Genomic DNA, 19,321 nt, shown 5'->3' with positions numbered 1-19,321 from the left:
AGCCTGCCTCAGGGCACGGTCAGCGGCGGCTCCTCGTTGATCGAGGCCACACGCCAGTCCGCGCCGTGCCGCTCCAGCCGCGTCAGGGAGAGGTTCTTGACGGAGAGCTGGAAGGCCTGGTGCGGGTCCAGCCGCATGGCATGCGCCACCGCCGCGCGGATCGAGCCGCCATGGGCGATGATGACGATGTCCTGCCCGGGCATCTGCTCCGCCATATCCTCCAGCGCCGGGCCGACGCGGCCGATCACATCGGCCAGGCTCTCCCCGCCGGGCGGGCGCTCCCCGGCGGAATGGGGCCAGAAGGGATGCGGCGGCTCGGTCAGGAGGGCGGTGAACTCCTCATGCGTCATGCCCTGCCATTCGCCCAGATGCTGCTCGACGAAGCGCGGCTCCACCTCCAGCCCCACCGGCGGCAGGCCGGCCGCGAAGATCGCGGCGGCGGTGGCCTGGGTGCGGGAGAGCGGGGTAGTGAACCAGCGCGCCCCGGCCGGCAGCCGCGTGGCCAGCCAGCGATAGGCGGCGACATCCTGCGCCAGGGAGATGGCGCAGATGGAGACATCCATGTCGCCATACATCACGGCCCTCGCCGAGGGTTCGACGATGGCGTGGCGGATCAGGAAGAAGCGGGTCTTATGCACCCGCGCTCTCTAGAACGGATCGGTGCCGACGGAAACCGGCCAGAGGCACCCTGTCTCTGCCCGGCCCGCGCATCGCGGAGGGCGTGCGGGCGGGCGGCGAATCTGCTCTGCTGCGCGCCATGTCCTCCCTGTCCCTCCCCTGCGCGGCACCGGGCCGCCTGCCCCCGGGCCTGCGCGTCTACGCCATTGGCGACGTGCATGGCTGCGCCGGCCAGCTGGCCCGGCTGCACGATCTTATCGCCGCGGACTGGGCGGCCATGCCGGCGCGGAAGGCTGCCGTGGTGCATCTGGGTGACTACGTGGACAGGGGGCCGGACAGTCCGGGCGTGCTGCGGCGTATCGCCGGGCCAGCGCCGATCCCCGGCGCCGAATCGGTCGCGCTGCGCGGCAATCATGAAGCGATGATGCTGGATGCCCTGGCGCCCAGCGCCTCGCCGGAGGCCCGGGCGCTCTGGCAGATCAATGGAGGCCGCGCCACCCTTGCCGCCTATGGCGGCACGGTGCCGGATCGGGACCTGGAGATCCTGCGCGGCCTCGCCCTCTCCTGGCGGGCCGGGGATTATCTTTTCGTCCATGCCGGCATTGTCCCCGGCAAACCCCTGGATGAGCAGGCGGAGATGGATCTTCTCTGGATCCGTGAGCCCTTCCTCTCCTGGACCGGGCCGCTCGGCATGGTGGTGGTGCATGGGCATACGCCCGTGCCGGCCCCGGTGATACGGCCGAATCGGATCGGCATCGACACCGGCGCGGTGGGGGGCGGCCCCCTGACCTGCCTGGTGCTGGAGGATGACAGGCTCCGCTTCCTCCAGGCCCGCTGACCACCTTAAATGGAGATTGAAACGCTTCTCCTCGCCGCCCCGGCGTGACGTTGTCTTGCGCCTTGGGCCAGGGCTGCGCTAGGCCGTTGCCGATGCAAGGCACCTTGCCCCCTGCGGACCCGGCAAGCCCGGCGGATCGCGCGCCCTTCCCCGCAGCCGACACCCCTGGCCCAGACCTGGCCGAAGCGGTGCGGCAGCTTAAGCGCGCCTCCGTTCTGGTGGTCGGCGACGCCATGCTCGACCGCTACGTCTACGGTCAGGTGAAGCGTATCAGCCCCGAGGCCCCCGTGCCTATCCTGGGGGTGGAGCGCGAGGTCGCCATGCCCGGCGGCGCCGGCAATGTGGTACGCAACCTGACAGCCCTGGGCGCGGCGGTGGCCTTCCTCTCCGTGGTGGGCGACGACCAGGCCGGCAGCGACCTGACCGGGCTGATCGGCGGCCAGCCGGGGGTGGAGCCCTGGCTGCTGGTGCAGGGTGGCCGCGCCACCACCAGCAAAACCCGCTTCATCGCCAATGGCCAGCAGATCATGCGGGCCGACCACGAGATCGCCCGCCCGATCCATGAGCGGCTGGCCGACCGGCTGGTGCGTATCGCCGCCGACACCGTCGCGGCCACCAGCGTCATGGTGCTGTCCGACTACAACAAAGGCGTGCTCTGCACCGATGTGCCGGCGCGGCTGATCGCCGCCGCCCGCGCCGCCGGCCGGCGCGTGGTGGTTGACCCGAAGGGGCTGGATTACGGCCGCTATGCCGGCGCCGACATCATCACCCCCAACCGCGCCGAGCTGGCCCAGGCCACCGGCATGCCGGTGGATACGGAGGAGGAGATCGTCGCCGCCGCCCGCCACCTGCGCGATGCCCATGGCTTCGGCGCCGTGCTGGTGACGCGCAGCGAGGACGGCATGACGCTGCTGGAAGGGGATGAGCTGCATCATTTCCCCGCCGAGGCGCCGGAAGTGCATGACGTCTCCGGCGCGGGCGATACCGTGGTGGCCGTGCTGGCGGCCGGCGTCGCGGCCGGGCTGGCGCTGCCGGTGGCCGCGCGGCTGGCGAATATCGCCGGCGGACTGGTAGTCGGGAAGGTCGGCACCGCCGTGGCGCGGGAGAACGACCTGCTGGAAGCCCTGACGCCCGAGCGCGGCACGCTGCGGAAGGTGATGCGCCGCGCCTCCGCCGCCGAGCAGGTGGAGCGCTGGCGCCAGCGCGGCTGGCGTGTCGGCTTCACCAATGGCTGCTTCGACCTGCTGCATCCCGGCCATGTGCATCTGCTGGAACAGGCGCGCAGCTGGTGCGACCGGCTGGTGGTGGGGCTGAACGCCGATTCCTCGGTCAAGCGCCTGAAGGGCCCGAGCCGACCGATCCAGCAGGAGGCGGCGCGCGCCGCCGTGCTGGCCTCCCTCTCCACCGTCGACCTCGTGACCATCTTCGAGGAGGACACGCCGGTCGAGCTGATCCGCCTGCTGCGGCCGGATGTGCTGGTGAAGGGCGCCGATTATACCGTCGATCAGGTAGTGGGCGGCGATCTCGTGCAGGAATGGGGCGGGGTGGTGAAGCTGGCGGAGTTGCTGCCGGGCAATTCCACCACCGCCACCGTGGCCCGTATCCGCGGCTAGGGCGGCATGGACTGGGGCGCGCTGTTCAATACCGGGCGCTTCCCGGACCGGCCGGCACGGGACGACCCCGCGCGCAACCCCTTCCAGATCGACCAGGACCGCATCGTCTTCAGCCGCCCCTTCCGGCGCCTGCAGCAGAAGACGCAGGTCCATACCATGATCGGCAACGCCCATGTGCGGAACCGGCTGGTGCATACGCTGGAAGTCGCCTCGATCGGCCGTTCCATCGGCTTCGGCGTCGGTGCCGCGCTGCGGGAGGAGCTGGCCGCGGCCGGCCGCACGCCGGACGATCTCGGCTATCTCGTGCAGGCCGTCTGCCTCGCGCATGACATCGGCAACCCGCCCTTCGGCCATGCGGGCGAGGAGGTGATCGCCACCTTCATGACTGAATGGCTGGAGGGGACAGGGCGCAAGGCCGGCCTGCTGCTGGACGAGGACCTGCGCTTCTTCGACGGCAATGCCCAGGGCTTCCGCATCCTGACGCGCTCGGACGGCTACCGGGAGCGGGGCGGGCTGCGGCTGACCTTCGCCAGCCTGGGCGCCTTCGTGAAGTATCCCTGGGCCGCCACCGACCCGCGCGCCGCCCGGCGCGGCACGGCCGGCGTCAAGTTCAACCGCTTCGAGACGGAGGCCGGGGGCTTCGATGCCGTGCTGCGCGAATGCGGCATGGCCGGCCCCCTGCCCCGCCACCCTGCCGTCTGGCTGATGGAGGCGGCGGACGACATCACCTATGGCCTCGCGGATATGGAGGATGCGGTCGAGCTGGAGATCGTGCCCTTCCGCACCTACCGCGACCTCGTCATGCCGCTGACCGACATCACCGCCGCGAGGCTGGAGGAGGAGGACGGCATCCCGCAGAAGATCGCCCTGCTGCGCTCGGCCGCCGCCGGGCGATTGATCGGCGCGGTGCGGGATGCCTTCTGTGCGCGGCAGGCCGGGTTCCTGGCCGGCACTATCTCCGCCGGGCAGGGGCTGACGGACATGCTGCCGCCGGAGCTGGACGAACCCTTCCGGGCCCTGGCCAGCGCCAATAGCGACACGCTCTACATGCATCCGCGCAAGGTGCAGTTCGAGATCGGTGCGCGGGACGTGCTGGAGAAGACGCTGGGCGTCTTCCTGGAGGCCAGCCTCGCCTTCGTGCAGGCGGGGGGAGAACCGGAGAGGCTGCCGCTGCGCGCCCGGCAGGCGCTAACGCTGATGCAGGACTACCACCCCCGCCCCGGCTTCTCCGCCAGCGAGACCATCCGCTGCGCCATCGATTTCGTCGCGGGCATGACGGACAACTACGCCGCCAATCTGGCGGCGCGGCTGCGCGGGCTCTGACGGGCCGGGCCTAATTCCCGATCGGCTCCATGGTCATAGGCAGGCTGTCGGTGGGGACCCGCGCAGGCACCGGTTGGCGCAGGCAGCCGCGCACGATCGGCGCGCAGACACCGTTCTCCCCGCCCACATCGTCGTTGTCGCCAGTATAGTTCAGGCCGATCACGCGGTTGTCCGCCACGCGGAACAGCGCGTGGCAATAGCTGCCGCTGCCGGCCAGGTTGAAGCCGCCCAGCAGCGGCAGGCTGACATTCAGCCCGCCGACATTGGCGTTCTTCTCCTCGTAGGACAGCAACCGGGTTCCGTCCGCCAGTTCCTTGCTGCGAGTGGGGATGCCGGCGCAGGCCTGCAGGTCATCCACCCGCATGCCCACCAACCTCTGCTGCGCTTCTTCGGCCACCCGTGCACCAGGTGAGGTGCAGGCGGCCAGGGCCAGGAACAACATCGGCAGCGGGCAGGCAGGGCGCATGAAGTCTCCTTCTCGACAGGGTAGCGGGCGGGAGGTGGGTCCTGCGGCGCCGGTCTTGAACCCCTGGCCGCTGCCGGCTGACGGCCACGTGGCCAGGGCCGCGCCCGGCATGGAGGTGGGTGATCCAGGTCAATGACGCCATGCCGGGACGAGGGCATGCTGCCTCAGGCGCGGCGCCCTCCCCTGGAGGGACGGTCCTCGACCGCCCCTTCGCCCGGCTTGTGTCATGCTGCCGCGCATCGGTCTGGAGGCTTTCATGCGCGGTTACCTCCTCCTCGGCTGGGTGCTCGCGGGGCTGGCCGCCGGCGGCGTGCTGGCCTTCCTGGGCAATCCCCTGGCAGCCTGGATCTGGTCCGCCGCCGCCGCCCCGGTGGCGCTGCATGTCGGCCTCAATGTCGTCCGCGCCCTGATCGGTGGCCGGCTGGGCGTCGATGTCATCGCCCTCGCCGCCATCCTGGGCGCCCTGGCACTGGAAGAAGCCGCGGCGGCAGCCGTCATCGCCCTGATGGTCTCCGGCGGCGAGGCGCTGGAAGCCTGGGCCGAGGGCCGCGCGACGCGGGCCCTGACGGACCTGGTGGCGCGCGCCCCGCGCCGCGCCGCGCGCATCCAGGGCGAGGCTATCGAGGAGATCGATGTCTCGGCCATCCGCCCTGGCGACCTGCTGCTGGTCCGGCCGGGCGACACCGTGCCAACGGACGGCCTGCTGGCGGACGCCCTCGCCGTGCTGGATGAGAGCATGCTGACCGGCGAATCGCGCCCGGTGGAAATCCCGCAGGGCGGCGCGCTCCGCAGCGGCGCGGTCAATGCGGGCGGCGCCTTCAGGCTGCGGGCCGGGCGGGACGCGGCATCCAGCTCCTACGCCGCCATCCTGCGCCTGACGCAGCAGGCGGCGGCGGCCCGCGCGCCGCTGACCCGGCTGGCGGACCAATGGGCGCTGGGCTTCGTCGCCTTCACCGCCGTCTTCTCCCTCGCGGCCTGGGCCCTGACCGGGGACCCCGTGCGGGCGCTGTCGGTTCTGGTGGTGGCCACCCCCTGCCCGCTGATCCTGGCCGCCCCCGTGGCGCTGGTGGCGGGTATCGGGCGGGCGGCGCGGCGCGGCATCGTGGTGAAGGGCGGTGGCGCGCTGGAGCGGCTGGCGCGCGTCCGCACCGTGCTGTTCGACAAGACCGGCACCCTGACCCCGGGCCAGCCGCGCCTGGCGGCCGAGGATGCCGACCCGCGCATCGGCCGCGATGCGGCCCTGCGCCTGGCGGCCGCGCTGGCGCAGGGCTCCACCCATCCCGTCTCCGCCGCCCTGGTGGCGGCAGCGGCATCGCGCGGCATCGGGCTGCCGGTGCCCGAGGCCGTCACAGAGGTGGCAGGCGGCGGCGTCTCCGGCGTGGTCGAGGGCCGCAGGCTGCTGCTCGGGTCCGAAGGCTTCCTGCGCAGGTCGGGGGTGGAGCCGCAGGCCGGCTTCGGCATCAATGCGCAGGTGGCGACGGCAGCGGCCTCGGTTGCCTGGCTGGCCGTGGATGGCCAGGCGGCGGCCGCCTTCGTCATGGCGGACGGCGTGCGCCCGGAGGCGCCGCGCACCATCCGGCAACTGCGCGCGCTGGGCGTGCGGCGGATCGTCATGCTCACCGGCGACCGCGTGGCGGCGGCGGCGCCGATCGGGCGCGTGCTGCGCCTCGACGAGGTGCGGGCGGGGCAGGAGCCGGCCGACAAGATTGCCAATGTGCGGGCCGAGGCGGCGAAGGCACCGACGGCAATGGTGGGCGACGGAGTCAACGACGCACCCGCGCTGGCCGCCGCCGATGTGGGCATCGCCATGGGCGCCACCGGCACCGCCGCGGCATCGGAGGCGGGGGATGCCGTACTGCTGGTCGACCGCGTTGACCGGGTGCCGGAGGCCATCGCCATCGCCATGCGCTCACGCCGCATCGCCTTGCAGGCGATCGCGCTCGGCATGGGCTTCTCCGGCCTGGCGATGGGCGCGGCCGCCGCCGGCTGGCTGACGCCGCTGGCCGGGGCGGTGGTTCAGGAAGCCATCGACGTCTTCGCCATCCTCTATGCCCTCACGGCGCTGCGGCCAGGGGCGGGGGAAGTGGCGCCGGCCGCCTTTCCGGCCGGCACCGGCCTGGCGGAGCGGCTGCGGGAACATGCCGGTCTTCGGCAACTGACCAGCAGCCTGCGGGAAGCGGCCGAGGCCGTCGGCACGCGCCCGGACATCCTGCCGGCGCTCACGGCGCTGGAACAGAAGCTGCGGCAGGAATTGCTGCCGCACCAGGATGCAGAGGAGCGGACCCTCTTCCCCGAGGCCGCGCAGCGGCTGGGCGGGCGCGACCCGATGGCGCCGCTGATCCGCATGCATGCGGAGATCGAGGGGCTGGTGGATCAGCTGGGGATGCTGCTGCGGATAGCCGCTCGGGATCATGGGGGGCAGGCCCTGCCTGAGTTGCGCCGCACCCTCTTCGCCCTGGAGGCGCTTCTGAGCCTGCACCTGGTGCTGGAGGAAGGGATGCTGGAGGGGCTGTCGGACGACAGCATGGCGGCATAGCGGGCTGCGCCCACCAGCGCCGCCTGGACAGGCCGCCCAGCAGCGGCGAGCCTGCCACGCCGCCGGAGCCCTTCTTCCAATGTTCCTTGTCGACCTGCCGCCCCTCCCCGCCCTGCTGGCCACGCTGGGGGCCGCGCTGATGGCCGGGCTGGCGCGCGGCTTCTCGGGCTTCGGCTCGGCGCTGATCTTCATCCCGCTGGCCAGCGCGGCGCTGGGGCCGAAGCTGGCGGCGCCGCTGCTGCTGCTGGTGGACAATGTCACCACCCTTCCCCTGCTGCCCTCCGCCTGGCGCCGGGCGGACCGTGCGCAGGTGGCGGCCCTGGCCGGCGGCGCCGTCCTCGGCGCCCCCTTCGGCACCTGGCTGCTGCTCCAGGCCGACCCGGTGCTGCTGCGCTGGGGTATCTGCCTCCTGGCGCTGGGCATGCTCGGGCTGCTGGCCTCCGGCTGGCGCTACCACGGGCGCCCGGCGCTGCCGCTCTCGCTGATGGTGGGGGCGGGCTCCGGGCTCTGCTCGGGCGCGTCGCAATTGGGCGGGCCGCCGGTGGTGGCCTATTGGCTGGGCGGTGCCATCCCTGCGGCGCAGGTACGCGCCAACCTCGTGCTCTTCTTCGCGGCCAGCGGTGTGATCAGCGCCGCCGCCTATCTGCTGGGCGGGCTGCTGGGGGCGGAGGCCGCCTTGCTCGCCCTGATGGTGTCACCGCTCTACGCCCTGGGCGTGTGGGGCGGCAGCAGAATGTTCGGCCGCGCCAGCGAGGCCGGCTTCCGCCGCGCCTGCTTCTGGCTGATCGGGCTCGCGGCGGTGCTGGGGCTGCCGCTCTGGGACCGGCTGCGCTAGGCGAGAAGCCGGTCAGAAGTCCTTGCTGCCGTGGGAGGCGGGTTTCCGCACCATGATGGACCCGCCCGCTCCGTGCGGATGGCCTTCACCCGCTCTCGTCAGCCCCTGGTTTTCAGCAGGCCGGATGCGAGATGCCGGAAGGCTTCGGTAGCCTTGGGGAGAACGGCCCCGGGGTCATCGGCGGCGGCGATCCAGAGCGCGGCGTTCAGCGCTGCCCCGTTGATCAGGCGGGCGGCGGCCTCGGCATCCACCGGCCACACCGTTCCGGCATCGATCAGCGCCTGGATCGTCTCCGTCGTCGTTCGGAGGCAGGCGTTCTGGCCCGGCCATTGCGAGGGATCGCCCAACACGGCCGGCCCGTCCAGCAGCATGATCCGCTGGATCTCCGGCTCCAGCGCTAGCTCGATGTAAGCCACGCCCTCCGCCAGGAAGCCGAGCCACGGCGTCTCAGCCTGATCCCGCGCCGCCCGTGCCTTTGCCACCATCTCCGCGTCGAGCTGGTCGATGACGGCGCGCAGCAGGCCCTTCTTGTCGCCGAAGTTGTGATAGAGCGCCCCCCGTGTCAGCCCGGCCGCAGCGGTCAGGTCATCCATGGATGCCGCCGCGTAGCCCTTTTCCGCAAAGGCCTGCCGCGCAGCCCGGATCAACTTGGCCCGGGTCTCTTCCATCATGCGCGCGCGTTGTCCCACAGCCACTAGCAGCCCCTCCAGCCTTCAACATACGTCCTGCACGTCAATTGACATACGAACCGTATGTCGGCATGTGTCATCATACGAGGCGTATATGAATGCGCTCTCGCTGCCGGGAAAGGGTTCCCGGCTCAAAGAGAAAGGGGGCCGCAATGGCCAAGCGTGACGCGATCTTCCCACCCGGTCGTCAGGCGCTTTACGAGAAGCACCGCTATTCCGCGGCGATCCGCTCGGGCGACCTGCTTTTCGTCTCCGGTCAGGTCGGCAGCCGCGAGGACGGCTCGCCCGAGCCTGATTTCGCCAAGCAGGTGCAGTTGGCCTTTGACCGGCTGGACACCGTACTGAAGGCCGCGGGTTGCAGCTTCGATGACGTGGTCGATGTGACGACCTTCCATACCGACCCAGAGGCACAATTCGAGACCGTGATGGCCGTGCGTGACAAGGTGATCGGCGCACCCCCCTATCCCAACTGGACCGCGCTGGGCGTGAACTGGCTCGCCGGCTTCGACTTCGAGATCAAGGTGATCGCGCGCATACCACAGGCCGCCTGATCCGGCTGAAGGCGCAGCGCGGGCGACGGGCCGGCCAATGGGCCGGCATATCGCCCAACGTTGGAGCAAACCAGATGCGAGGGTCGGTTCACACCCCGGACCCGGCGCCAGCGAAGGCCGCGGTCCGCCCAGCCTGTCAGCGATCATGCGGGCGGCAAAGGAAGCTCAATTTCGAAGCGGGGCTTCCTGATCCGGTTCTCACCCTGGCGGCCTGCGCGATTCCTGGCCTAGCCTTCCCCGGCAGCAAGGAGATCGCGCATGCCTGAGATCATGGTCTTTGCCGCCGAAGGGCGGACGGTGGAGCAGAAGCGTGGGCTGGTCCGCGACCTGACCGATGCCATGGTGAAGAATTTCGGTGTCCCGGCGGATTCCGTGACCGTGCAGATCGTGGAATCCCCGAAGGACTCCAAGGCCAAGGGCGGCGTGCTCTTCAGCGACCGCTGAAGCAGGCCGGGGGGCGCCATGGCGGGCGCCCCCTACCATCTTACGTCCTTACCGCTTCAGCAGCAGCTCGGCGATCTGCACGGCATTCAGCGCCGCACCCTTCAGCAGCTGGTCGCCGGCGACAAACAGCGCCAGCGAGCGGCCGGAGGGGTCGCCGAGATCGGTGCGGATGCGGCCCACCAGAACATCGTCGGTGCCGCTCGCCTCGGATGGCATCGGGAAGTGGTTCTTCTCCCGGTCGTCCACCAGCCGCAGGCCGGGGGCCTGGGCCAACAGGGCGCGGGCCGCTTCCGGCGTCACCACCTCGTCGAATTCTACCGTCAGCGCCATGGCATGGGCGCGCAGTACCGGCACGCGGATGCAGGTGATGCCGATGGGCAGTGCCTCCGCGCCCAGGATGCGGCGGGTCTCCGCCACCACCTTGGTCTCCTCCCCGTTGTAGCCGCTCCCGACATCCATGTCGGCGTTGTGGCTGAAGAGGTTGAAGGCATAGGGGTGCGGCAGCACCTTCGGCTCGAAGCTCTCACCGCGCAGATAGGCGGCGGTGGATTCCCGCAGCTCTTCCATCGCGGCCGCGCCGGCGCCGGAGGCCGCCTGATAGGTGGCGGCGGTCAGGCGGCGGATCGGGTGGGCGCGGTGCAGCGGCGCCAGGGCCACGGTGGCGATGGCGGCGACGCAGTTGGGGTTGGCAATGATGCCACGATGGCCCGCCAGCGCCCCCGCGTTCACCTCGGGCACCACCAGCGGCACGCCGGGCTCCATGCGGAAGGCGGAGGAATTGTCCACCACCACCGCGCCCGCCTTCACCGCCACCGCCGCATAACGCTTGGAGATGCCGGAACCGGCGGAGAAGAGCGCGATATCCACGCCCTCGAAGCTCGCCTCGTCCAGCGCCTCGACCACCAGCTCCTGGCCCCGGAAGGACAGCGTCTTGCCGGCTGAGCGCGGCGAGGCCAGCAGCTTCAGGCGGGAAAGCGGGAAGCCGCGCGCTTCCAGGCAATGCAGCAGCTCGACGCCCACGGCGCCGGTGGCCCCGACGATGGCGACGACGGGGTTGGCGACTTCCACCTGGCGGAAGGTCGCCTCGGCGGCGGGTTCAAGGGTGGTGCTCATGTCAGTCTCTCATCCGTTATGCCGGGAGAGACGGGGCGCCTGTCCGGCGCTGGCCCCGTCCGTCTCCGGCGGGGCCTTCTGGTGCTTATGCCGTGGCGATCACCGCGCAAGCACCGAAGGACGCCCCGCCGGAGCGGTCGTCTTGGTAATGCGCTTAATGATGATCGGGGTCGCGAACATGGCCGGATGCTTAGGCGTGGCGAGGGTGTGCCGTCAACTCATTCCACCCGTAGGGCCGCGCGCATCTCGGCCGCGCCCGCCGGGTCCGCCAGCATCTGCAACCGCCCGGCTGCTAGCCGCGCGTAGCGCAGCAGCAGCGCGCGGCGCCGCGCCGGGGCCAGCTTGTGCTCGGCCGGGTGGCGCAGGATCGCGGCCTCCCCGTCATCGGCCACGATCAGGCCTACATCCTCGGGGATCAGCGCCTGCGGAAAATCCAGATCCACGGCAAAGTAAAGCCGGTCGCACCAGTCGCGGTATTCCCACCATTTGCTGTCGGTCAAGAAGTCGCGGGCGCAGCTTTTCACCTCGATGGCGGTGAAGCCGCCGTCATTGTCGAGCGCCAGCAGGTCCATGCGCCGGCCATTCGGCAGCGGCACCTCGGGCACCGCCGTCCAGCCCCGCTGCGCGCAGAGGCGGGAGGCCGCGCGGCAGACGCGCAGCGTGCGTTCGGGAGGGAGCAGTTCGGACATGGCGGGGTAGTTCGCACTCTGTTCCCTGGCCGGTCAAGGTTTAAGAGGCTAGGGAAGGCCCATGGCGGACGACCCCCCCTTCTGGAAGACCAAGCCTCTGGCACGGATGAGCCGGTCGGAGTGGGAAAGCCTCTGCGACGGCTGCGGCCGCTGCTGCCTGCATAAGCTGCGGGACGAGGATACCGAGGAACTGGCCTGGACCACCGTGGCCTGCCGCCTGCTGGATACCCGGACCTGCCAGTGCCGCGACTATCCCAACCGCCGCGACCATGTGCCGGACTGCGTGAAGCTGACGCCGAAGAAGCTGGCGAAGATCGACTGGCTGCCCCCGTCCTGCGCCTACCGGCTGGTGGCGGAGGGCAAGGACCTGCCGGACTGGCACCCGCTGGTCTCCGGCGACCCGGAGACGGTGCATACATCCGGCGCCTCGGTCCGTGACCGCGCGATACCGGAGCGGCAGGCGCGGGACCTGGAGGACCACCTGGCCGAATGGCCGGGCACCTGGCCCAGCCCGCCCGGCCGCCGCTAGCCTGCTTCCCCAAGCCAGAGAGGATCGTCCATGAAGGAACCCTTGCGCTGCCGTCCCCCCGCCACCGGGACGGTGCAGATCGACAGCGAGGATGTGCGCGTGATGCGCTGGGACTTCCCGCCCGGCGCCGAGACAGGCTGGCACCGCCACGGCTTCGCCTATGTCGTCGTGCCGCTGCATCCGGGGCGGATGCTGATCGAGCTGCCCGATGGCGGAACGATGGATGTGACCCTCACCCCCGGCCAGAGCTATGAACGTGTGGCCGGCACCGAGCACAACGTGGTCAATGCCGGCACCGAGGCCTTCAGCTTCGTTGAAATCGAGATGAAATCGCGGCCGGGTTGAGGGGCGACCGCCGGCGGTGGGTGACAAGCCCACCCACCCCGGCCATATCGGTGCTGCTGCCCTGACCGCCCCGAGGTGCCCGACCGTGCCCATCGCCGCGCTGGATGTCGATTTCGAACGCCTCATGGCCCTGGCGCCGCACCCCTACGTGCTGATGGACCGCGCGTTTAACCTGCTCTGGATGAACGAGGCCTATCTGCGGGCCACCGGGCGGGCGCGGGAGGAGCTGATCGGGCGCAATATGTTCGAGGCCTTCCCGAAAGGTCCCCACGACCCGGAGGGCGAGAGCATCAAGATGCTCCGCGCCTCGCTGGAGCGGGTGCTGGAGACCGGGCAGAAGGATGTGCTGGCGCTGATCCGCTATGCCATCGCCCGCCATACCGGAGCCGGGGCCGTCTTCGAGGACCGTTACTGGAGCGCCAGCCATACCCCGATCCTGAACGACCAGGGCGAGGTCACGCTGATCCTGCAGCAGACCGACGACGTGACGGAATTGCAATCGCTGCGGCTGGGCCAGGCCGGGCAGGCCGGGGCCTCGCAGCTGGCAGGCGGCTTCTTCCGCCGCGCCCAGGAAGTGCAGCACGAGAAGGAGGCGCTGGGGGCCGAGCAGGCGCGCCTGCGCCGCCTGCTGGACCAGGCCAGCGTCTTCGCCGCCTTCTTGCATGGCCCGGACCATGTCTATGAACTCGCCAACCAGGCCTATCTGCGGCTGATCGGGCGGCAGGACATCCTGGGCAGGCCGGTGCGGGAGGTGCTGCCCGAACTGAAGGACCAGGGCTTCCTGGAGACACTGGACCAGGTCTTCACCACCGGCACCACCTATCACGGCCGATCCGCCCTGGTGAAGCTGCTGGACGAGGATGGCGCCACCGTCAACGACCGGGTGCTGGATTTCGTCTTCCAGCCCATCCTGGAGCCGGATGGCACCATCTCCGGCATCTTCGTCCTCGGCAGCGACGTGACGGAGGGTAAGCGCGCCGCCGACGAGCTGGAGCGCTACAGGAACCACCTGGAAGAGATGGTGGCCGAGCGTACCCGGGAGCTGGAGGAGAGCGAGGCCGAGCGCCGCAGCACCGAGGCCGCCCTGCGCCAGAGCCAGAAGATGGAAGCCATCGGCCAGCTCACCGGCGGCGTGGCGCATGACTTCAACAACCTGCTGCAGATCCTCAGCGGCAATCTCCAGCTGCTGCAGCGCCGGTTGCATGAGCGGGAGGACCAGAAGCGGGTCTCTGCCTCGCTCGCCGCTGTGGAGCGGGGCGCCAAGCTGGCCTCGCAGCTTCTCGCCTTCGCCCGGCGGCAGCCGCTGGAGCCACGGGCCATCAATCTCGGCCGCATCATCCGCGACATGGACGAGCTGCTGCGCCGCGCCCTGGGCGAGGCGATCGAGGTGGAGACGGTGATCGCCGGCGGCCTGTGGAACACGCTGACCGACCCTGACCAGGTGCAGAACGCCATCCTGAATCTGGCGGTGAATGCACGGGATGCGATGGGCGGCAGCGGGCGCCTGACCATCGAGGCGGGGAATGCCATGCTGGACGACCTCTATACCGGCCAGCATGATGATGTCCGGCCCGGGCAGTATGTGATGCTCGCCATTTCCGACACCGGCAGCGGCATGTCGCCGGAGGTGCTGGAAAAGGCCTTCGATCCCTTCTTCACCACCAAGCGCGAGGGGCAGGGCACCGGGCTCGGTCTTTCCATGGTCTATGGCTTCGTCAAGCAGAGCCACGGGCACATCAAGATCTATTCCGAGCCCGGCCAGGGCACGACCATCCGCATCTACCTGCCCCGCACCTTCTCGGCCGAGGAGGTGGTTCCGGACATCTCCTCGGCCCCGATCGAGAGCGGCAATGAGACGATCCTGGTGGTGGAGGATGACCCGGTGGTGCAGTCCACCGTCGTCGATCTGCTGAAGGATCTCGGCTACACGGTGCTGAAGGCTTCCGACGGGCAGGGCGCGCTGACCCTGGCGCGCAGCGGCATCGCCATCGACCTGCTCTTCACGGATGTGGTGATGCCCGGACCGGTGCGGGCGCCAGATCTGGCGCGGCAGGTGCAGCAGTTGCAGCCGGGCGTCGGCGTGCTCTTCACCTCCGGCTATACCGAGAACGCCATCGTGCATGGCGGCCGGCTGGACCCTGGCGTCAACCTGCTGAGCAAGCCCTACCGGCGGGAGGATCTGGCGCGGAAGGTGCGCCACATCCTCAACAACCGCCAGCAGGCCCTGGCCGCCGCCGCGCGCCTGGAGCCCTCGCCGCCCGCGCGCCCGGCCGTGGCGCAGCCGCCGGAACCTGTCCCGGAACGGCCGTTGCGGGTGCTGCTGGTGGAGGACGACCCGCTGATCCAGATGGATAGCGAGGACATGCTGGCCGGCCTCGGCTGCCATGTCCGCGCCGTACGGGAGGGGCGCAGCGCGCTGCGGGAACTCGAGCGTGCCACCTATGACGTGCTCTTCACCGATATCGGCCTGCCCGGCATTTCCGGCGTCGAACTGGCGCGGCAGGCGGTGCAGCAGCAGCCGGAGCTGAAGGTGATCTTCGCCAGCGGCTTCGGCCAGCAGGAGGAGGCGCGGGAGGCGGTGCCCGGCGCCCTCTTCGTCACCAAGCCCTATGGGCTGAACAAGCTGGAAGCCGCGTTGCAAAGCGCCATGGTCCCGCGAAGCTGAACATGACGCGGATCGAGGAAGTGCCACTCGGCCGGCGCTCCTGCCCGGTGCAGTGGCGCATCTCGGCGCGTGCCCGGCGGGTTTCGCTCAAGATCGATGTGGCGCTGGGGGTAGTGGTCATCACCCTGCCGCAGCATGCACCGCGCCAGGCCGGGCTGACCCTGCTGCATCTCCATGCCGCCTGGGCGCTGGCCGGGCTGGACGCCCTGGCCCCCGCCGTGCCGCTGGAGGATGGGGCGGTGGTGCGGCTGGGCGACGTGCCCCATGCCATCCGCCATGAGCCCGGCGCCGGCAACCACCTGGAGGATGGCGAGATCGTCGTGGGCGGCCCGACGCCGCAGCTCCGCCGCCGCGTGCTGGCCCTGCTGCGCGGCGAGGCGGCGCGGCGCATCCCCCCGCGCGCGGCGCGGCATGCCCAGGTGCTGGGCGTCTCGCCCCGCATCGTGCGGTTGAAGGATACCCGCAGCCGCTGGGGCAGCTGCGCGCCGGATGGCACTCTCGCCTTTTCCTGGCGGCTGGTGATGGCCCCGGAATGGGTGATGGACTACGTGGTCGCACATGAGGTGGCGCATCTGCGGGAGATGAACCATTCCCCCCGCTTCTGGGCGCAGGTGAAGCGGCTGAGCCCGCACCGGCAGCAGGCGCATGACTGGCTGCGGCGCCATGGCTCGGGCCTGCTGCGCGTCGGCTGAGCGCCGGCCGGCGCTGCGGGAGACAGCGCGGGGGTGACGGCGCGGCGCGGCCTGCCTACCCTGCCAGCTTCCAGGAACCGCCTGCCAAGGAAGACCGTCCATGATCGTGCTCATCACCGGCGCCACCGCCGGCTTCGGCGCCGCCATCGCCCGCCTTTTCGCCAGCGAATCCGGCGCGCGGATCATCGCCGTAGGCCGCCGGGCCGAGCGGCTGGAGAAGCTGGCGGAGGAGCTGGGGCGGGAGAAGGTGCTGCCCCTGCGGCTGGATGTGCGGGACAGCGCCGCCATCGCCGCCGCCATCGAGGGCCTGCCGGCCGACTGGGCGGCGATCGACCTGCTGGTGAACAATGCCGGCCTGGCCCTGGGGCTGGAGCCCGCCCAAAGGGCCAGTCTCTCGGACTGGGAGACGATGATCGACACCAATACCAAGGGGCTGGTGGCGATGACCCGCGCCGTGCTGCCGGGGATGGTGGAGCGAGACCGCGGGCATATCATCAATATCGGCTCCACCGCCGGCGAGTGGCCCTATCCCGGCGGCAATGTCTATGGCGCCACCAAGGCCTTCGTGCGCCAGTTCAGCCTGAACCTGCGCGCCGACCTCTTCGGCACCCAGGTGCGGGTGACGGATATCGAGCCAGGGCTGGTGGGCGGCACCGAATTCTCCAACGTGCGCTTCGGTGACGACGCCAAGGCCGCCGCCGTCTATCAGGGCGCCGATGCGCTGACGCCGGAGGATATCGCCGATGCGGTGCACTGGGTGGCCACCCGCCCGGCGCGGGTGAACGTCAATACGCTGCAGGTGATGCCGGTCTGCCAGAGCTTCGGGCCGCTGCGCGTGCACAAGGGCTGAGGTCTGCCCCCTTCCCTTCGGCCCCGGCGGCTCAGGCCGCCAGGGTATCGCCGGAGGAGATGGACGGGTCCCGGCGCCCCGGCACCGGGCCGGGGCGGCCGAACAGGTAGCCCTGCGCCTCGTCGCAGCCTTCCCGCCGCAGCAGGTCCAGCTGCGCCTGGCTCTCCACCCCCTCGGCCAGCACCGGGATCTCCAGCGCCCTGCCGATGCCGATGACGGCGCGCAGGATGGCCACCGCCTGCGGCGAGGTATCCAGCTCCGTCATGAAGGTACGGTCCAGCTTGATCTTGTCGAAGGGGAAGGACCGCAGCGTGCCCAGCGAGGAATAGCCGGTGCCGAAATCATCCATCGCCACCCGCACGCCCAGCGCCTTGATGCGCTCCAGCAGCGGCAGGGTGCGGCTGCGGTCCTGCATCAGCATCGTCTCGGTGATCTCCAGCTCCAGCCGCTCGGCCGGCAGGCCGCTGGCGGAGAGGGCCTGAGCCACTACCCGCGGCAGGTCCGGCTGGCTGAACTGCACCGGGGAGAGATTGACCGCCACCTTGCCCAGGGCGGGATGGGCGGCGGCGATGGCGCAGGCCTCGCGCAGGACCCAGTCGCCAATCGGCAGGATCAGTCCCGTCTCCTCGGCCAGCGGGATGAATTCAGAGGGCGGGACCATGCCGCGCTCAGGGTGATGCCAGCGCAGCAACATCTCATGGCCGCAGGGGGCGCCGGTCAGCAGATTGACCTGCACCTGACAGACCAGGCGAAGCTGGTCGCAGCCGATGGCGATCCGCAGGTCTTCCTTCATGCGGCGGCGGTGCCGCTCGGCCGCGTCCATCTCGGCATGGTAGAAGCACAGGCCACGGCCGGGCGAGGCCTTGGCGCGGCGCATGGCAAGATCGGCATTGGCACGCAGATCCTCGCCGCCACGGCCATCGGCCGGGTAGAGGGAAACGCCCATGGCCGCCGTGACCGAGAGTTCGGCGCCGCTGATATGGCTCGGCTCGGCCAGGCTGCCCTCCAGCCTGGTGATCAGGTCGAAGACCTCCACCGGCTCCTGGAAGGGCATCAGCACGCCGAATTCGTCGCTGCCGAGGCGGGCGGCGAAAGCCTGGCGGGGCAGCGCCTGGGTGATGCGGCGGCCCAGGCCATGCAGCAGCGCGTCCCCCCCCGCATGGCCATGCAGGTCGTTGATGTCCTTGAACCGGTCCAGGCCGAGATGCAGCATCGCGAGCGAGGGCGGCGCCTCCTGCCGCTCGGCCAGGCGCAGCATCTGGTCCATCCGCTGGGCGAAGCGGGCACGGGTGGGCAGGCCCGTCAGCGGGTCATGCACCGCCAGATGGCGGATACGCCGCTCCTGCTCCCGCCGCTCCCGCAGGTCGCGGAAGGCGAAGATGGTCATGCCAGGGCCTGGCGCGTCTTCCCGTATCGCGACCTCGACCTCCAGCACCGAGCCATCGGCATGGTGCAGCCAGCCCTCGCGCGGCTCGCCCTCCCCCGCATGCTTCAGCCGGTCGCGCAGCGACAGGAGACCGCCGGGCAGCGACATCTCCAGCACTTCCTCCCGTCCACGGCCGAGCATGCGGACAAGGATGTCGTTGGCTTCGACGATGCGGCCATCCTCGACCACCGCCAGCCCCTCCAGTGTCGAATTGGCGAGGCCGCGCAGCCGATGGCCGGATTCGGCGCGGTTGCGGCGGTCGATCATCCAGGCGGCGGCGGCGGCGGCCATCACCAGCAGCCCCACCGCCGCCACCGCCACCGCCAGTTCCGGATGCCTGGACGGCGGGATGGCCGGGCCCAGCGGGATGACGGTGGCGGCGGCCATGCCGCTGAAATGCAGGCTGGCCACGGCCAGCGCCAGCCAGAGGGTGCCCAGCAGACGGTCGCGCCAGGGGCGGTCGCGGCCAAGCGCGGCGCGCAGGGCCATCACGCCGCAACCCATGCCCAGCAGCAGCGAGACCGTGACCAGAAGGGGTTCGAAGCTGACGACGCCACCCTGCTCGATCGCCGCCATGCCGGTGTAATGCATCAGCCCGATGGTCAGGCCCATGCCCATGCCCCCCGCCAGGGCTGCCCGGCGCCAAACCGCCAGGGTGGAGGCGAGCCCCCAGCCCAGGATGGCCAGCAGCAGCGAGCCGATGGTCGGCAGCAGCCCGAAGCCCAGGGGGAAGCCCGGCTCATAAGCCAGCATGGCGATGAAATGCGTGCACCAGACGAAGGTGCCGCCGGCCACGCCCCCCAGCAGCAGCCAGCCCGCCCGCGATAGCCCCCCACTTCCCGCCGCGCGCCGCAGCAGGGCCAGGGAAATGCCCGCCCCGATCAGGCAGACAGCCACTGCGAGGATGACCAGCAGTGGATCATGCTGCTCGGTCAGGCAGGTGTATACACGCAGCAAGACCATTCCCTTCGGCTGACATCCCAAGCCGGATCGTGGCCAGTCCTGGCCGCCTGTCTCCAGTCAAGGACAGGCTAGCCGGTCGTTACGGGAAAGTCTCGCATTTGCGTGATGGCGCCGGAGGCTCCGCGCGCGGCGGGGC

At 70.6% G+C, this 19,321-nt stretch carries 18 protein-coding genes; 12 read left to right on the top strand and 6 right to left on the bottom strand.

Going from position 1 to position 19,321, the window contains the following annotated elements:
* Positions 1-8 precede the first annotated feature (8 nt).
* Entirely contained in the window at positions 9-638 is a 630-nt protein-coding gene (locus IAI58_RS07170; protein ID WP_207448218.1) for a histidine phosphatase family protein, read from the bottom strand.
* 119 nt (positions 639-757) lie between these two features.
* Between IAI58_RS07170 and IAI58_RS07165 the strand changes: the two genes are divergently transcribed.
* The 3 genes from IAI58_RS07165 (at position 758) to dgt (ending at position 4,392) form a co-directional block, all read left to right on the top strand.
* Positions 758-1,456, top strand: a complete 699-nt coding sequence (locus IAI58_RS07165) for a metallophosphoesterase family protein (protein WP_207448216.1) — start codon at positions 758-760, stop codon at positions 1,454-1,456.
* Positions 1,457-1,548: 92 nt separating this feature from the next.
* A complete protein-coding gene (gene rfaE1 / locus IAI58_RS07160) occupies positions 1,549-3,069 on the top strand; it encodes a D-glycero-beta-D-manno-heptose-7-phosphate kinase (RefSeq protein WP_237182484.1) in 1,521 nt (506 codons plus the stop codon).
* 6 nt (positions 3,070-3,075) lie between these two features.
* Complete coding sequence (gene dgt, locus IAI58_RS07155; protein ID WP_207448214.1) at positions 3,076-4,392, top strand: dGTP triphosphohydrolase; 1,317 nt, start codon at positions 3,076-3,078, stop codon at positions 4,390-4,392.
* A gap of 10 nt (positions 4,393-4,402) precedes the next feature.
* On the opposite strand, the gene IAI58_RS07150 is transcribed toward dgt, so the two are convergent.
* The gene (locus tag IAI58_RS07150) at positions 4,403-4,858 is read right to left on the bottom strand and encodes a hypothetical protein (protein ID WP_207448212.1); all 456 of its coding nucleotides are present in this window, start codon (positions 4,856-4,858) and stop codon (positions 4,403-4,405) included.
* 256 nt (positions 4,859-5,114) lie between these two features.
* Here IAI58_RS07150 and IAI58_RS07145 point away from each other — a divergent pair, with 256 nt between their 5' ends.
* Both IAI58_RS07145 and IAI58_RS07140 read left to right on the top strand, forming a co-directional pair.
* Complete coding sequence (locus tag IAI58_RS07145) at positions 5,115-7,394, top strand: heavy metal translocating P-type ATPase (protein ID WP_207448210.1); 2,280 nt, start codon at positions 5,115-5,117, stop codon at positions 7,392-7,394.
* A gap of 79 nt (positions 7,395-7,473) precedes the next feature.
* Positions 7,474-8,229, top strand: coding sequence for a sulfite exporter TauE/SafE family protein (locus IAI58_RS07140; RefSeq protein WP_207448208.1), 756 nt, complete (start codon positions 7,474-7,476; stop codon positions 8,227-8,229).
* A gap of 98 nt (positions 8,230-8,327) precedes the next feature.
* On the opposite strand, the gene IAI58_RS07135 is transcribed toward IAI58_RS07140, so the two are convergent.
* Entirely contained in the window at positions 8,328-8,900 is a 573-nt protein-coding gene (locus IAI58_RS07135; RefSeq protein ID WP_237182483.1) for a TetR/AcrR family transcriptional regulator, read from the bottom strand.
* Between the two features lie 170 nt (positions 8,901-9,070).
* Here IAI58_RS07135 and IAI58_RS07130 point away from each other — a divergent pair, with 170 nt between their 5' ends.
* Both IAI58_RS07130 and IAI58_RS07125 read left to right on the top strand, forming a co-directional pair.
* On the top strand, positions 9,071-9,469 hold the full coding sequence (locus IAI58_RS07130) for a RidA family protein (RefSeq protein WP_207448206.1): 399 nt from the start codon (positions 9,071-9,073) through the stop codon (positions 9,467-9,469).
* A 258-nt stretch (positions 9,470-9,727) separates the two neighbouring features.
* The gene (locus IAI58_RS07125; RefSeq protein WP_207448204.1) at positions 9,728-9,913 is read left to right on the top strand and encodes a tautomerase family protein; all 186 of its coding nucleotides are present in this window, start codon (positions 9,728-9,730) and stop codon (positions 9,911-9,913) included.
* Positions 9,914-9,961: 48 nt separating this feature from the next.
* On the opposite strand, the gene IAI58_RS07120 is transcribed toward IAI58_RS07125, so the two are convergent.
* A complete protein-coding gene (locus tag IAI58_RS07120; RefSeq protein ID WP_207448202.1) occupies positions 9,962-11,026 on the bottom strand; it encodes an aspartate-semialdehyde dehydrogenase in 1,065 nt (354 codons plus the stop codon).
* 218 nt (positions 11,027-11,244) lie between these two features.
* Positions 11,245-11,715: an MmcB family DNA repair protein gene (locus IAI58_RS07115; RefSeq protein WP_207448200.1), complete on the bottom strand. Its 471-nt coding sequence runs from the start codon at positions 11,713-11,715 to the stop codon at positions 11,245-11,247.
* Between the two features lie 61 nt (positions 11,716-11,776).
* Here IAI58_RS07115 and IAI58_RS07110 point away from each other — a divergent pair, with 61 nt between their 5' ends.
* From IAI58_RS07110 to ydfG, 5 genes are all read left to right on the top strand, one after another.
* Entirely contained in the window at positions 11,777-12,244 is a 468-nt protein-coding gene (locus tag IAI58_RS07110; RefSeq protein WP_207448198.1) for a YcgN family cysteine cluster protein, read from the top strand.
* A gap of 30 nt (positions 12,245-12,274) precedes the next feature.
* A complete protein-coding gene (locus IAI58_RS07105) occupies positions 12,275-12,589 on the top strand; it encodes a cupin domain-containing protein (RefSeq protein ID WP_207448196.1) in 315 nt (104 codons plus the stop codon).
* Positions 12,590-12,605: 16 nt separating this feature from the next.
* Complete coding sequence (locus IAI58_RS07100; protein ID WP_207448194.1) at positions 12,606-15,254, top strand: response regulator; 2,649 nt, start codon at positions 12,606-12,608, stop codon at positions 15,252-15,254.
* Between the two features lie 2 nt (positions 15,255-15,256).
* On the top strand, positions 15,257-15,946 hold the full coding sequence (locus IAI58_RS07095) for a M48 family metallopeptidase (protein WP_207448192.1): 690 nt from the start codon (positions 15,257-15,259) through the stop codon (positions 15,944-15,946).
* A gap of 100 nt (positions 15,947-16,046) precedes the next feature.
* Positions 16,047-16,796: a bifunctional NADP-dependent 3-hydroxy acid dehydrogenase/3-hydroxypropionate dehydrogenase YdfG gene (gene ydfG / locus IAI58_RS07090; RefSeq protein ID WP_207448190.1), complete on the top strand. Its 750-nt coding sequence runs from the start codon at positions 16,047-16,049 to the stop codon at positions 16,794-16,796.
* A 31-nt stretch (positions 16,797-16,827) separates the two neighbouring features.
* On the opposite strand, the gene IAI58_RS07085 is transcribed toward ydfG, so the two are convergent.
* Positions 16,828-19,179: a bifunctional diguanylate cyclase/phosphodiesterase gene (locus IAI58_RS07085; protein WP_207448188.1), complete on the bottom strand. Its 2,352-nt coding sequence runs from the start codon at positions 19,177-19,179 to the stop codon at positions 16,828-16,830.
* Positions 19,180-19,321: the final 142 nt, after the last annotated feature.

The sequence above is a fragment of the Roseomonas marmotae genome (assembly GCF_017654485.1).
Lineage (GTDB): Bacteria > Pseudomonadota > Alphaproteobacteria > Acetobacterales > Acetobacteraceae > Pseudoroseomonas > Pseudoroseomonas marmotae.
This window is presented reverse-complemented; position numbering and strand designations above follow the sequence as displayed.